This is a genomic window from Streptomyces sp. NPDC044033, from assembly GCF_056434425.1.
Genome location: NZ_JBWKFF010000002.1, coordinates 98,842 through 112,114 on the forward strand (window position 1 = coordinate 98,842; position 13,273 = coordinate 112,114).

At 73.2% G+C, this 13,273-nt stretch carries 12 protein-coding genes; 3 read left to right on the forward strand and 9 right to left on the reverse strand.

The genetic code is table 11. The annotated features are described in order from the left end of the window. Positions 1 to 644 precede the first annotated feature (644 nt). On the forward strand, positions 645 to 1,208 hold the full coding sequence (locus AC07AB_RS04650) for a TetR/AcrR family transcriptional regulator (protein WP_478559995.1): 564 nt from the start codon (positions 645 to 647) through the stop codon (positions 1,206 to 1,208). Here the strand turns inward: AC07AB_RS04650 and AC07AB_RS04655 are convergent. The 7 genes from AC07AB_RS04655 to AC07AB_RS04685 all read right to left on the reverse strand — a co-directional run bounded on the left by AC07AB_RS04655 (position 1,184) and on the right by AC07AB_RS04685 (position 7,057). Continuing rightward, positions 1,184 to 2,359, reverse strand: a complete 1,176-nt coding sequence (locus AC07AB_RS04655; protein ID WP_478559998.1) for a 4-hydroxybenzoate 3-monooxygenase — start codon at positions 2,357 to 2,359, stop codon at positions 1,184 to 1,186. The genes AC07AB_RS04650 and AC07AB_RS04655 overlap by 25 nt on opposite strands. Next, the gene (locus tag AC07AB_RS04660; RefSeq protein WP_478560001.1) at positions 2,359 to 2,532 is read right to left on the reverse strand and encodes a hypothetical protein; all 174 of its coding nucleotides are present in this window, start codon (positions 2,530 to 2,532) and stop codon (positions 2,359 to 2,361) included. Before AC07AB_RS04660 ends, AC07AB_RS04655 begins: the two co-directional genes overlap by 1 nt. Further along, positions 2,529 to 3,965 (reverse strand): 3-carboxy-cis,cis-muconate cycloisomerase, encoded by a 1,437-nt coding sequence (pcaB, locus tag AC07AB_RS04665; protein WP_478560004.1) that lies wholly within the window; start codon positions 3,963 to 3,965, stop codon positions 2,529 to 2,531. Before pcaB ends, AC07AB_RS04660 begins: the two co-directional genes overlap by 4 nt. Continuing rightward, positions 3,952 to 4,575, reverse strand: coding sequence for a protocatechuate 3,4-dioxygenase subunit alpha (pcaG, locus tag AC07AB_RS04670; RefSeq protein ID WP_478560007.1), 624 nt, complete (start codon positions 4,573 to 4,575; stop codon positions 3,952 to 3,954). The genes pcaB and pcaG overlap by 14 nt, the downstream gene beginning before the upstream one ends. Positions 4,576 to 4,668: 93 nt before the next feature. After that, positions 4,669 to 5,454 (reverse strand): protocatechuate 3,4-dioxygenase subunit beta, encoded by a 786-nt coding sequence (pcaH, locus tag AC07AB_RS04675; protein WP_478560010.1) that lies wholly within the window; start codon positions 5,452 to 5,454, stop codon positions 4,669 to 4,671. Next, positions 5,451 to 6,239 (reverse strand): CoA-transferase subunit beta, encoded by a 789-nt coding sequence (locus AC07AB_RS04680; RefSeq protein WP_478560013.1) that lies wholly within the window; start codon positions 6,237 to 6,239, stop codon positions 5,451 to 5,453. Before AC07AB_RS04680 ends, pcaH begins: the two co-directional genes overlap by 4 nt. Further along, positions 6,236 to 7,057: a CoA transferase subunit A gene (locus tag AC07AB_RS04685; protein WP_478560016.1), complete on the reverse strand. Its 822-nt coding sequence runs from the start codon at positions 7,055 to 7,057 to the stop codon at positions 6,236 to 6,238. Before AC07AB_RS04685 ends, AC07AB_RS04680 begins: the two co-directional genes overlap by 4 nt. 172 nt (positions 7,058 to 7,229) lie before the next feature. Here AC07AB_RS04685 and AC07AB_RS04690 point away from each other — a divergent pair, with 172 nt between their 5' ends. Further along, positions 7,230 to 8,942, forward strand: a complete 1,713-nt coding sequence (locus tag AC07AB_RS04690; protein WP_478560019.1) for an IclR family transcriptional regulator domain-containing protein — start codon at positions 7,230 to 7,232, stop codon at positions 8,940 to 8,942. 43 nt (positions 8,943 to 8,985) lie between these two features. Here AC07AB_RS04690 and proP read toward each other — a convergent pair whose 3' ends face one another. Continuing rightward, on the reverse strand, positions 8,986 to 10,494 hold the full coding sequence (proP, locus tag AC07AB_RS04695; RefSeq protein WP_478560022.1) for a glycine betaine/L-proline transporter ProP: 1,509 nt from the start codon (positions 10,492 to 10,494) through the stop codon (positions 8,986 to 8,988). A gap of 432 nt (positions 10,495 to 10,926) precedes the next feature. Between proP and AC07AB_RS04700 the strand changes: the two genes are divergently transcribed. Then, positions 10,927 to 11,952 carry a cation diffusion facilitator family transporter gene (locus tag AC07AB_RS04700; RefSeq protein WP_478560025.1) on the forward strand — a complete coding sequence of 342 codons (1,026 nt, stop codon included), beginning with the start codon at positions 10,927 to 10,929 and terminating at the stop codon, positions 11,950 to 11,952. 26 nt (positions 11,953 to 11,978) lie between these two features. Here the strand turns inward: AC07AB_RS04700 and AC07AB_RS04705 are convergent, their stop codons facing one another. Beyond that, the gene (locus tag AC07AB_RS04705) at positions 11,979 to 13,211 is read right to left on the reverse strand and encodes a metallophosphoesterase (protein ID WP_478560028.1); all 1,233 of its coding nucleotides are present in this window, start codon (positions 13,209 to 13,211) and stop codon (positions 11,979 to 11,981) included. Positions 13,212 to 13,273 lie beyond the last annotated feature (62 nt).

Sequence of the window (13,273 nt, forward strand, 5' to 3'; positions counted from 1 at the left end):
AATCCTTCGAAGTCGCGACCCGCCAGGGGTGCGCTTCCATGGATGGAGAGCTGCGTCAAAGAGCTGCCTCTGGCCGCCCCCAACGGCTTCTTGGCTCCCCGGACCGCCACTGATCAGAGTACGCACCGGCCTCTCAAAGGTGACCGGTGTCCCATCGGTGGGAGTTTCGGAGTGGATCATGACGTGATAGCTCCTCCTAGCAATGACCGGCGCATCGCGGTGGTGCCATGTTTCGCCACTGTCCGCATGCGCCCCCGTCTCGGACATCGAGATGATGGTTACTTCGCAGGCGGAATGTGTCAACTTACTTTCGGTCATAGGCTCGCGGACCAAGGGGTGATCTAGCTACTCTCTTTCACTCCCGTTTTCAGCCCGTTCGCGGCAATCCTTCGAGGTCGGCCGGGCATCGGCACACGGGGCCCGGCGAAGACCCGTTCTCTCCCGTACGCCCGTCCATACGCGGACCGTTCACACCCTCTTAGCACTCCACTCCGCCGACGCCACCGAGCGTGACGGCGAAACAGCGGCCCTGCCGGGAAACAGGCGCTTCATCCGCTTTGCACGTCACAAGTCGGCGGGCGCGGTTCCACGACACCGGGCGGTACAGTGGGAGAACGGTTGTTCTCTCGCAAGGCAGGTCTGCTGTGGATCCCGACATCGCCCGAAACCGGCTGCTCGACGCGGCCGAAGAGCTCTTCTACGGGCGCGGGGTGCAGACCGTGGGCATGGATGAGATCCGGTCCGCGTCGGGTGTCTCGCTCAAGCGCCTCTACCAGCTGTTCCCCTCCAAGGGCGACCTGGTCGAGGCGTATCTGCGGCGGCGCGACACCCGGTGGCGGGGGGCGCTGGCCGCGTACGTGTCCGAGCGGACCGATCCGCGGGCGCGGGTACTGGCCGTCTTCGACTGGCTGCACGACTGGTTCGCCGAACCGGGCTTCCGCGGCTGCGCGTTCATCAACTCCTTCGGCGAACTCGGCGGCGTCTCCCCCGCGGTCGCCGCCGCGGCCCGCGACCACAAGGCCGCCTTCCACCGCTATCTGGCCGAGCTCACGGCCGACGCCGGGGCGCCGCCCGAGACGGCCGGCCACCTGGCGCTGCTCGCGGAGGGGGCGATCACCACCGCCGCCGTCTCCGGGTCCCCCGAGGCGGCCCGGCACGCGCGGTCCGCCGCCGCGGCGCTGCTTCAGCCGAACGGCAACCCGGCGTAGTTCTCGGCGAGTTCGGTGGCGGCCGCCGTCGAGGAGGCGATGCGGTCGAGCTGCGCGAGCTGGAGGCGTGTGGTGAACGGGGACTGCCCGGGTTCCGTGTGCAGGGTGGTGGTCATGAAGTACGAGAAGTGCTCGGCCCGCCACACCCGGCGCAGACAGGTGTCCGAGTAGGCGTCCAGCCCCGCGGTGGAGCCGGTCTCCTTCAGCTCGGTCAGCGCGCGGGCGAGGACGACGACGTCGCCGACGGCCAGATTGAGCCCCTTGGCGCCCGTGGGCGGCACGATGTGCGCCGCGTCTCCGGCCAGCAGCAGCCGGCCGTGACGCATCGGCTCGGTGACCCAACTGCGCATCGGCAGCACCGACTTGGCGGTGATCGGGCCCCGTTCGAGCCGCCATCCCCGGTCGATGGCGAAGCGGGCGTCGAGTTCGTCCCAGATCCGCTCGTCGGGCCACGCGGCCGCGTCGTCGCCGCTCGGCACCTGGAGGTAGAGCCGGCTGACGGTGGGCGACCGCATGCTGTGCAGCGCGAAACCGCGTGCCGAGTGTGCGTAGATCAGCTCGTCGCAGGAGGGCGGCACGTCGGCGAGGACCCCGAGCCAGGAGTACGGGTAGACCCGCTCGTACGTCCGCCGCACACCGTCGGGCACGGCATCGCGCGCGATGCCGTGGAACCCGTCGCAGCCGACCACGTAGTCGCACTCCAGCTTCCGCTCGCGGCCGCCGCGCAGGTAGCGGACCACGGGCCGGCCGGTGTCGGCCCCCTCGACGGACAGCGCCCGCGCCTCGAAGAGGAGTGGTCCCCCGTCGGCGAGTTGGAGGGCGATGAGGTCCTTCACCACCTCGGTCTGCGCGTAGATCATGACGCTGCGGCCGCCGGTGAGCGAGGGGAAGTCGATCCGATGGGACCGGCGGTCGAAACGCAGCTCGATGCCGCGGTGGACCAGCCCCTGACGGTCCATCCGCTCCCCCGCGCCGCACGCGCGCAGGATGTCGACGGTGCCCTGTTCGAGGACTCCGGCCCGCTGGCGGTGCTCGGCGTAGGCACGGTCGCGGCTCTCCAGGACGACGCTGTCGATGCCCGCGCGGTGCAGCAGCCGGGCGAGCAGCAGCCCGGCGGGGCCGCCGCCGATGATGCCGACGGTGGTGCGCATCAGCTCCGCCCCGATCGCCCGTGGACCGCGGGGCCGGAGGGGACCGGAGCGGACGCGAAGTGGGCCCGTAGCGCCGCCGATACGGCGAGGGACGTGCCGAGGGAGGGGCCGAGCAGCAGCGGCGGCCCGCTGTCGCCGCCATCGCCGGAGAGGTGGTGGTGGAGGCTGGTCATGAGTCCGTCCTGGGCAGGCGCCGGAGGGCGCGGTCGGTCAGTTCCGGTGCGCGACCGAGGTAGCCGGCGGGGTCGGCCAGCCGCCGGATCCGGTCCGCGGGGATCTTCGCCAGGAGCCCCGGCTCCTCCGCGGCGAGGGCGTCCGCCAGGGGTACGCGCTCGGCCGCGGCGCGCCGGGCGGCGGCGGTGACGAGCTCCTTGGTACGGGCGCGGCCGAGCAGCGGGCTCAGCGCGGCGGCGATCCGCTCACTGACGATCAGACCGCCGGTGGCGCCCAGGTTCTCGTGCATCCGGTGCGGGAACACCGCGAGCCCGTCCACGAGTTCGGCCGCCTGCCGGGCCGCTCCGCCCGCGAGCCGCAGGAGTTCGCGCAGGGGCTGCCACTCCGCGTGCCAGGCCCCGGCCGGGCGCTCGTCCTCGGCGACGAGCGAGCCGACGAGGATCACGGCGAGGGCGGGGGCCTGCCGGGCCGCGGCCGCGATGAGGGCGGCCCGCACCGGGTTGTTCTTGTGCGGCATGGCGGACGAGCCGCCGCCGTCGCCCTCGGCCACCTCACCGATCTCCGTGCGGGAGAGGACGAGCACATCGGCGGCGAGCTCGCCGAGGGCTCCCGCGCAGAACGCGAGCGCCGCCGCGAGGTCGGCGACGGGCGTGCGGAGCGTGTGCCAGGGCAGGTCGGGTTCGGCGAGCCCGGTCTCGGCGGCGAACCGGGCGAGCAGCCGCAGCGCACCGCCCGAGTCTCGGGCGCCGCCGGTCTCGGGTGCGCCGCCGGGGCCGGGCGCTTCGAAGGCGTCGAACGCGGCCAGTGTTCCGGCCGCGCCGCCGAGTTGGGCGGGCAGCCCGGCCCGTGCGGCGGTGAGCCGGTCGTGGGCGTCCAGGATCAGGGCGCGCCAGCCGGCGGCCTTGAGGCCGAAGGTGGTGGGCACGGCGTGCTGGGTCAGGGTGCGGCCGGGCATGGGGGTGGCGCGGTGGGCGGCGGCCAGGTCCGCCAACGCCTCGGCGGTGCGGGCGAGTTCGCCGGTGATCGTCGGCAGGGTACGGGCGGCGACCAGCATCAGCGCGGTGTCGAGGATGTCCTGGCTGGTGGCGCCGCGGTGCACGTACGCCGCCGCGGCGGGATCCGTACGGGCGACGGCCGCGGTGAGGTCGGCGACCAGGGGGATGACGGGGTTGCCGCCGTCGCGGGCGCGCAGGGCCAGGTCCCGTGCGTCGAAGGCGTCGGCGCGGGCCGCGGCCGCGATGGCGTCGGCCGCGGCGCGCGGGGCCTGGCCGACGGCCGCCTGGGCCCGGACGAGGGCGGCCTCCGCGTCCAGCAGGGCCGCGAGGCAGGCGGCGTCCGCGGTGGCGGCCTCGGCCGGGGACCCGGCTCGGGAGGGGGCGAGCAGCCCGGTGTCCGGGTGGGCCGTCCCGTCGGAAGGCTCAGCGGAATTCAAGGAAGACCGTCTCTTCCTCGCCTTGCAGGCGGATGTCGAAGCGGTGCGGGCCGTGCGGTTTGGCGACGGCCAGGAGGGTGCGCCGGCGTCGCGGGGTGAGCGAGGCGAGCAGCGGGTCGGCGGCGATCGCGTCGGTTCCGCCCATTGTCCGGTCCGCCGCCCCGTCCGTGGGATAGGCGCGCGTGAAGAGGTGGTGGAGCAGGCCGCGGGCGAAGACACACACGCTGATGTAGGGGGCGTCGGGGCCGCCGGTCGGGCCGGGCCGGAGCGTGCGGACGGCCCAGTGGCCGTCGGCGTCGGTGGCGCACCGGCCGAACGCCGTGAAGTCCGTGCCGTCGCGGCCGAGGAAGCCGCCGTCGGCCTGGTCGCGGCGCATGGAGCCGGGCCGGCCGCGGAGGGCGCCGTCGGGTCCGGCCTGCCAGGTCTCCACGATGGCGTCCGGTACGGGGTCTCCCGCGCCGTCCAGGACGCGGCCGTGCAGGGTGATCGCGTCGGGCCGGCCGGCGGGCGCGATATCGGCGCCGCCGGTGAAGGGCAGCGCGTGGCCGTAGAAGGGGCCGACGGTGTGGGAGGGGGTGGGCCGGTACTCGCCCGTGAGATCGGTGTTCACCGCGTGTCGCCTCACAAGTAGTCAGGGGGTGCGCGAGGGGTGCTTGAGGTGCCAGGGTGCCGGGGGCCGCTGCCGGTTCCCCGGTGGTCGCCGTCAGCGCTCGGCGTCGGTCCAGGTGGCCGAGGGGCCGTCGAGGACGATGTCCCAGCGGTAGCCGAGCGACCACTCCGGCCGGGAGAGCGCGTGGTCGTAGGTGGCGACGAGGCGGTCGCGGGCGGCGTCGTCGGTGACCGACTGCATGATCGGGTCGTGGGCGAAGAGCGGGTCGCCGGGAAAGTACATCTGGGTGACCAGGCGCTGGGTGAAGGCCGTACCGAAGACGGAGAAGTGGATATGGGCCGGGCGCCAGGCGTTCGTGTGGTTGCGCCACGGGTAGGCGCCGGGCTTGACGGTGGTGAAGGTGTAGCTTCCGTCGTTCCCGGTCAGCGTCCGTCCCACGCCGGTGAAGTTGGGGTCCAGCGGAGCTGGGTGACGGTCTCTCAGGTCGGCGTAGCGGCCCGCCGCGTTGGCCTGCCAGAGCTCGATCAGCTGCCCGCGCACCGGCCGGCCCCGGCTGTCGAGCAGCTTGCCGAAGACCGTGATGCGCTCGCCCAGCGGCTCCCCGGCGTGCTGGACCGTCAGATCGTTGTCGCACTCGGTGACGTCGGTGGGGCCGAAGACCGGGGTGTGCAGCTCCACGGTCTCCGGGCCCCCGGCTATGGCCACCAGCGGCTGCCGGGGGTGGCGCAGCAGGCTCGACCGGTAGGGGGGATAGTCGCGGGCGGGGTGGTCCGCGGCCGGTGCGCCCCCGGCGCGGGCCTCGGCGTAGGCGGCGCGCAGCTCGGCGATCTCGGCGCTGATCTCCGCCTGCGTGGGTGTGCGGGACGTCCCGTGGTTCACGCGTCGTCCCTTCCGGCCGCCTTGAGGGCGCGCAGCTCGTGGAGCTCGTCGGCGGTCGGCGGTTCGCTCACGCCGACCGGGTCGGCGGTCTTGAGCTCCCAGCCGGTGGCCGCCCGGACCTGCTCGGCGGTGACGCCCGGGTGCAGTTCGGTGAGCGTCAGTTCGGAGGTGGCCGGGTCGGGGCGGAGGATGCCGAGGTCCGTGATGACGGCTACGGGGCCGCGGCCGGGCAGGCCGAGCTTCGTACGGTCGTGGGGGCCGTAGCCGTGGCCGAGGGTGGTGACGAAGTCGAGCCGCCGGACGAAGCCGCGCGTGGAGTGCCGCAGTACGAGGAGTACTTCGCCGCAGTTGGCGGCGATCTCCGGCGCGCCGCCGGCTCCGGGGAGGCGGCCTTCGGGCCTGCCGGGGCCGCGGTCGACGGCGGTGGTGTTGACGTTGGCGAACCGGTCCACCTGGGCGGCGCCGAGGAATCCGACGTCGATCCGGCCGCCTTGGAGCCAGTAGTTGAACACCTCGGGCACGGGGACGACGGCGTCCGCGGTGTCGGCCAGTTCGCCGTCGCCGATGGACAGCGGCAGCCGGGTGGGCTTGGAGCCGATGGTGCCGGATTCGTAGATCAGCACGAGGCCGGGGTTGACGGTGCGGCGGGCGAGGTTGGCGGCGGTGCTGGGCAGCCCGATGCCGACGAAGCAGGTACGCGCGCGGGCCAGCGCACGGGCCGCGTTGACCTCCATCAGCTCGTCGCGGGTGAACTCCTGTACCTTGGCGCCTTTTTGATCGGTCATCGGGTCGCGGCTCCTTCTCCGAGCACGTTCTCCTGGAGCCAGGTCCGGAACGCCTCGCGGTCGCGGGCGACGGGGTCCCAGGCGCGGTAGAAGGCGTTGTCACGGACGGAGTACCCGCTCGCGTAGGAGGGGTGTGCGCCGCCGGGCACGGGGACGACCGCGTCGACGACCCAGCCGGGCAGGACGACGGCGCCGGGCGTGGGCGGCAGTTCGTCGACCGTCTCCTCGACGGTGACCAGGACGCGGCGGGCGGCGAGCGCGGCCTCCTTCTGGACGCCGAGAACGCCCCACAGCTGCACGTTGTGGTCGCGGTCCGCGCGCTGGGCGTGGATGACGGTGACGTCGGGGTTGAGGGCGGCGACAGCCGCCAGTTCCTCGCCGGTGAAGGGGCAGACGACGGTGGACACGGTGTCCGTACGGGTCGCGAGGTCGGAGCCCCGGTAGCCGCGCAGGACGGCGAAGGGGAGCTTCGAGGCGCCGGCGACATAGCGGTTGGCCATGCCGGCGTGGCTGTGCTCGTCCAGTTCCAGCGGGCGCGGCCAGCCGTTCTCGACGGCGTCGCGGAAGCGGTGCAGCGAGCCGACGCCGGGGTTGCCGCCCCAGGAGAAGACGAGCTTCTTCACCAGGCCGGCGCCGATGAGCTGGTCGTAGATGACGTCGGGGGTCATGCGGGCGAGCGTGAGGTCGGTTGTGCCCTGCCGGATGATCTCGTGCGCCGCGGCGAACGGGATCAGGTGGGTGAACCCTTCGAGGGCGACGGTGTCCCCGTCGTGGATGAGTTCCGCTACGGCGTCGCGCAGGGTTCGAATCTCGGCCATGGTTCCCTTCGCATGCTGCTGTTCGCCTGGTGAACTTTCGTTCATAATGGGTCGCGGACGAGTCTCTGCCCGCGCGTTCGCGGGTGTCAATGGCCCTGCCACGAGATGCCGAGGGGCCTCCGAAGGGCCCCGCCGCAGCCCCCGCCCGCACCACTACCGAGGAGCCCGCTCCGTGCCCCGTCCACCAGCCGCCGACTCCGCCGGCACCCCGGGCCCAGCTGACACCGCCTCCGACGCGGCGGTCGTCGGGCCGCTCGAACGCGGGCTCGCCGTACTGCGCGCGATGTCGGTGCCGGACGGTCACCGGAGGCGCCCCAGCGATCTCGTGCACGCCACGGGGCTCGCCCGCTCGACGGTGGACCGCGTCGTCGCCACGCTGGTCCACGTCGGATATCTGCGCGCCGTCGGTCGCGACGTCGAGCTGACGCCGCGTCTGCTGGAGATCGGCAACGGCTATCTGACGGGCAGTGGCATCCCGGCGGCGCTGGGTCCGTTCGCGGCCCGGCTCGCCGACGAGTTCGACGAGTCGGTCTCCCTCGCCGTGCCGGACGGGGACGGGGTGCGGTTCGTCGCCCAGCACACCCGGCGCCGCACCATGTCGCTGGCCTTCCGCATCGGCGACCTGCTGCCCGCCGAACGCTGCGCCGCAGGCGCGCTGTTCGCCGCCGGCTGGGGCGCCGAGGAGTGCGCCGCGTGGCGCGAGCGGCGGCGGGCCGACCCGCAGGACGCCGGTTTCCCGGCCGTACCGGCGCGGCACGGCGCGGCGGAGGCCACGGAAGCGGCAGCGCGCGCCGAGGCCGATTTCGAGCGGCGTCGCGCCGAGGCGGCCGAGCGCGGCTGGGCCGCGGACGACGGGCTGATCGAACCCGGTCTGATCGCCGTCGCCGTGCCGGTGTCCGACGCCGCGGGCCGCGTCGTGTGCGCGGTGAGCGTGGTCAGCCACACCAGCCGGCACACGGTCGCCTCACTGGCCGCCGCCGTCCTGCCGCGGCTGCGGGAGCGGCTGCCGCTGCTGGCCGAGGCCCTGGCCGAGGCGTCCGTGGCACCCCTCGCCGCCGCTCCCCCGGCGGCGGCCCCGTCCTCGACGCGTGCGGCGAAGGAGGAGCTGGGCGCGGAGTACCTCCAGTCCCTCGCGCGCGGGCTGGCCGTCCTGCGCGCCCTCGGCGGGCGGCCCGGCGGGCTCTCCCTGGCGCGGGTCGCGGAGGCGGCGGGCCTGGCCCGGGCGACCGCCCGGCGGGCGCTGCTCAGCCTGGAGCGGCTCGGTTACGCCGCCTCACGCGAGCGGCTCTTCCACCCGCTGCCCCGGGTTCTGGAGCTGGGTTACGCCCATCTGTCGGGGCTCGGTTTCACCGACATCGTCCAGCCCCATCTGGAGTCCCTGGCGGCGCGGGTGCGCGAGTCCGCCTCGATGGCGGTGCTGGACGGCGATGACATCCGCTACATCGCGCGCGTGCCCACCTACCGGATCATGAGCGTCAATATCCGCGTCGGCACCCGCTTCCCCGCCTACGCGACGTCGATGGGCCGGGTGCTGCTCGCCGGGCTGCCCGCCGATGAGCGCGCGGCACGGCTCGTACGGGCCGAACCGCGCCCGCTGACCCCGCACACCGTCACCGATCCGCGCGCCCTGGCCCGTATCCTCGACGCCGCCGCCGAAGGGGGCCACGCCCTGGTGGACGAGGAGCTGGAGGAGGGGCTGCGGTCCCTCGCGGTCCCGGTGCGCGACGGCTCCGGCCGCGTCGTGGCCGCGCTGAACGTCTCCACCCACGCCGGCCGGGGCACCCCCGAGGAGACCCGGGCCGCGCTGCTGCCCGCCCTCAGCCGCGCGCAGGCCCGGGTGGAAGCGGACCTGCGCGCGTGGCGGGGCGGTTCGGCGCCGGGGTGATCCGGGGCCCGGCAGGCGGGCCGGAGGCCGCCCGGCGCCGCGACTACTCCTCCTCGCGGTGCGCCCAAGGGTGCCGGAGCTTGATCCAGAGGTCCCGCGCCCGGCGGCTGGCCTCCGTGCGGCTGTCGGCGACCAGCGCCTCGGCCTGCTCGGTGGTCTCCACCATCGGCCCCGAGCCGCGCAGCGGCTTGCCCGCCGTCTCGTGCAGGAAGAAGGCGGCGATGAATCCGATGACGCCCGCGACCATCAGGTAGTAGGCGGGCACCATCTTGTCGCCGGTCGCCTGCACCAGCCCCGACGCGAACAGCGGCGTCGTGCCGCCGAACAGGGAGACGGAGATGTTGAAGGCGATGGACAAGGCCCCGTAGCGCAGCCGGGTGGGGAAGAGCGCGGGGAGCGTCGAGGCGGAGGTGCCGGCGAAGCAGACGAGGAGCAGTCCCAGGATCAGGCAGCCGAAGGCCGGCATGAGGATGCCGCCCTGCTTGATGAGGGCCACCGCGGGGATGGCGAGCACGACGAGCGCGACGCTGCCGACCATGAAGACGGGCCGGCGGCCCCAGCGGTCGGAGGTGCGGCCCACGGTGGTGATGGTCAGCACCACCACGATCATGGTGCCGAGCACCAGCAGCTGGGCGGTGAGGTCGTCCTCGCCGAGGGTCTCGGTCATGAAGGTCGGCAGGTACGAGGTCACCATGTAGTTGGTGACGTTGTAGAGCAGCACCAGGCCCATGCAGATCAGCACCGCCTGCCAGTGCCGGGTGAAGATCTCCTTCAGCCGCCCCTGGCCGGACTGGCGGGCCTCCTCGACCGGGTCGCCCTCGGCGCTCTCGGCGTCGGCCTCCGCCTGTTCCGTCTCCTTCTGGAAGGCCGGGGTCTCCTCCAGCCGCAGCCGCATGTACAGGCCGATCAGCCCGAGCGGCCCGGCCACCAGGAACGGCAGCCGCCAGCCCCAGTCGGTCATGCCGTCGGAGCCGAGTACGGCCGTGAGCACGGTGACCAGGCCGGAGCCGAGGGAGTAGCCGATGAAGGTGCCGAAGTCGAGCCAGCTGCCGAGGAAGCCGCGGCGTTTGTCCGGCGCGTACTCGGCGATATAGGTGGTGGCTCCGGCGTATTCGCCGCCGGTGGAGAAGCCCTGCACCAGGCGGCAGACGAGCAGCAGGATCGGCGCGGCGAAGCCGATGGCGTCATAGCTGGGCAGGAAACCGACCGCGAAGGTGCTGATCGCCATCATGATCATGGTGGCGGCGAGTACGCGCTTACGGCCGATGCGGTCGCCGAGCGGGCCGAAGACCAGCCCGCCGAGCGGCCGGACCAGGAACGCCGCGGCGAAGGTCGCGAAGGTGGAGACCACCTGGGTGCCCGGCTCGCTGGACGGGAAGAACACCTTCCCCAGCGTGCCCGCCAGATAGGCGTAGACCCCGAAGTCGAACCATTCCATGGTGTTGCCGAGCGCCGCCGCCGACACCGCGCGGCGCACTTGCGGCTTGTCGGTGACGGTCACGTCCTCGGCGCTCAGCGAGTGCTTCCCACGGCGCAGCACGATGCGAAGCATGCGGTCCGTTGCGGCGCTGCCGCCGCCGTTCTGCTTCTTGTCCCGCCTGTGGTTCGACGGGTTAGGTCGTCCAGTGTTCATAACATCCCGTACGGAGGCGGACAGGGGCTAGATCATCATCTTGCGCCTCTACCCAGTCGCCCGCAGGGCAACCGGCGCCGCGTGTTCCTGACTGACTGACCGTCCGCACGCGCTGCGGGCACCGCTGTTCGGCGCTTCGGCCGGGGCCCGTACGGCCGCTCGCCGAGGTGCGCGCTCCGCCTCGGGCAGCGCGTCGCGCCCCTCGCCGCAACCTCTCCCCGCCATTACATAACCGCAGGTCAGAGCAGCGTTATCGATGATGACAACGGTCACCGATGCAGCCTTTGCCGATCTGCTCGCGGTGCGCTTCACTGCGGGGGTCGGCAGCGTTGATGGGGAGGCGCAGGAGCCATGAGCGAGCACACCGAGCACGGCCACGATCACAGCCACGGTCCGGGCGGGCACGCCGGGCACTCCCACGGGGTGTCGGCGGACGCCGACCGCCGATGGCTGTTCGCCGCGCTCGCCCTGATCACCGCGTATATGGCGGTCGAGGTCCTGATCGGCATCGCCGCCGGCTCCCTCGCGCTGATCTCCGACGCGGCCCATATGCTCACCGACGCCGCGTCGATCGTGCTGGCCCTGGTCGCCATGCGGCTCGCGGCCCGGCCGGCGCGCGGCGGTTTCACCTACGGGCTCAAGCGGGCCGAGATCCTCTCCGCGCAGGTCAACGGCGTCACCCTGCTGCTGCTCGCCGCGTGGCTGACGTACGAGGCGGTGCGCCGGCTGATCGACCCGCCGAGCGTGAACGGCTCGCTCGTGCTCTTCACCGCGCTGGCCGGGATCGTGGTGAACATCGCGGCGGCCTGGTGCATCTCGCGGGCCAACCGCTCCTCGCTCAACGTCGAGGGCGCGTATCAGCACATCCTCAACGACCTGTTCGGCTTCATCGCCACCGCCGTCGCCGGGCTCGTCGTGCTGACCACCGGGTTCGCGCGCATCGACGCCGTCGTCACGCTGGTGGTGGTCGCGCTGATGGTGCGGGCCGGGTACGGACTGGTCCGCGAGTCCGGGCGGATCTTCCTCGAAGCCGCCCCGGCCGACCTCGCCCCCGACGCCATAGGCGACCGGCTCGCCGCCAACCCGTCGGTGACCGAGATCCACGATCTGCACGTCTGGACGATCACTTCCGGCCAGCCGGCGCTCTCCGCGCACGTCCTGGTCACCCCGGAGGGCGACTGCCACGCGGTGCGGCGCGATCTGGAGCACGTCCTGCGGCACGACTACAAGATCGGCCACACGACCCTCCAGGTCGACCACGCCCCCGCGCGCATGCTGACCGTGGCCCGGCACGGGGAGGCGCCCGAGGATCATTCGCACGCGCACTGCGAGGATCCGCACGGGCCGGTGCACCGGGCCGAGCCGCACGCGCACTGAGCCCTCCGGGGGCCGGCCGCGAGAGGTCAGGCGGCGGGGGTGAGCAGGGGCGCGGAGCTGAAGCTGTGGGCCAGGCGGGCGCGGGCCGCGGCGGTGTCGACGGTGTAGGAGTTCACCGTCAGCCGCTCGGCCGAGAGCTTCGCGACCATGAATCCGTGGCGGGAGAAGTCCTGCCACCGGGCGGGAGTGCGGCCGTGGGCCCGGCCGTCCCCGGTCTTGCCGGCCGCGCCGCACACGAGTTGCCGGGTGCCGCGGCTGCGCGCGTCCGGCTCCAGGACCTGGAGGGTGTGGTCATGGCCCGAGAGGATCAGGTCGGCCCGGCCGCACACCACCTGCTCGTAGAGCTCCTTGAGGTGGACGCCGCTGGTGTAGTCGCCGATCACGAAGCCGTCGTAGGCGCCGGCGTTGCCGTGCACGCCGTTGTTCAGATACGGGTGGTGGCCGAGTACCACCTTCCAGGTGGCGCGGGAGCGGGACAGCGCGCCGTCCAGCCAGGCGCGCTGCTCGCGCATATAGGGGCCGTCCCAGGTGAAGTACGGGTCGGTCTGCATGACCGTCGACGCGACGGGGTTGGTGTCCAGCGCGAAGAACTCCACCAGCGGCGGGCCGGAGCCGCCCGCCGGGAGCGGCACGGAGTAGTAGCGGCTGGGCATGTACCAGCGCCGCGAGGATGCCGCGTAGGTCACTTCGCGGTCGCCGCGGGAGGGGTTGCCGCCGCTGCCCGGGATGATGCCGGAGCAGTCGTGGTTGCCGAGCACCATCAGCCAGGGGACGTCGATGCCCGCGTTGGGCCGCTCGAACTTGTCGGCGAACTCCGGGTCGTGGCCCGACTCCGGCCCGTTCTCGTAGATGTTGTCGCCGAGGCCGACGGCGAGGGAGACCCCCTCCGCCCGGCACACCTCGCGCGCCGCCGCGGCCACGGCGTACTGCGCGGCCTTTCCGGTGCCCGCGTCTCCGGTGATGAGCACCGAGAGCGAGCCGTCCGCGCCCACTCCGCCCGGGAGCGGAAACTTCTCCGGCGCGGCCGCCCGGGCGGGTGCGCCGGACGCCAGGCCGCCGACCGCGACGCCCGCCGCCACGGAGGCCAGGAGCGTACGCCGTCGCAGGGCGGGGGCCGCGCCGGGCGCCCGGTCCGGCGCGACGGCGGATATCGGGGGCGTGCGGTCCGGCGCGGCCGCGGATATCGGAGGCGTGCCGCGCTCGGCGGCCCACTGGGCCTCGGTCAGATCGGCCTTCGGAGGGATGTCGTCTGCACACATGGCCCTTGTTCTCCCATGCCCCGCGCGGCGGTTGGTGGAAGAAGGGTGAACATGTATGGCCG

What these genes read in the sequence shown, in the direction of transcription:
- AC07AB_RS04655 (WP_478559998.1), bottom strand. Translation starts at nt 2,359, where the DNA reads ATGCGCACCACCGTCGGCATCATCGGCGGCGGCCCCGCCGGGCTGCTG.
- AC07AB_RS04685 (WP_478560016.1), bottom strand. Translation starts at nt 7,057, where the DNA reads ATGGCCGAGATTCGAACCCTGCGCGACGCCGTAGCGGAACTCATCCAC.
- proP (WP_478560022.1), bottom strand. Translation starts at nt 10,494, where the DNA reads ATGCTTCGCATCGTGCTGCGCCGTGGGAAGCACTCGCTGAGCGCCGAG.
- AC07AB_RS04680 (WP_478560013.1), bottom strand. Translation starts at nt 6,239, where the DNA reads ATGACCGATCAAAAAGGCGCCAAGGTACAGGAGTTCACCCGCGACGAG.
- AC07AB_RS04705 (WP_478560028.1), bottom strand. Translation starts at nt 13,211, where the DNA reads ATGTGTGCAGACGACATCCCTCCGAAGGCCGATCTGACCGAGGCCCAG.
- AC07AB_RS04700 (WP_478560025.1), top strand. Translation starts at nt 10,927, where the DNA reads ATGAGCGAGCACACCGAGCACGGCCACGATCACAGCCACGGTCCGGGC.
- AC07AB_RS04660 (WP_478560001.1), bottom strand. Translation starts at nt 2,532, where the DNA reads ATGACCAGCCTCCACCACCACCTCTCCGGCGATGGCGGCGACAGCGGG.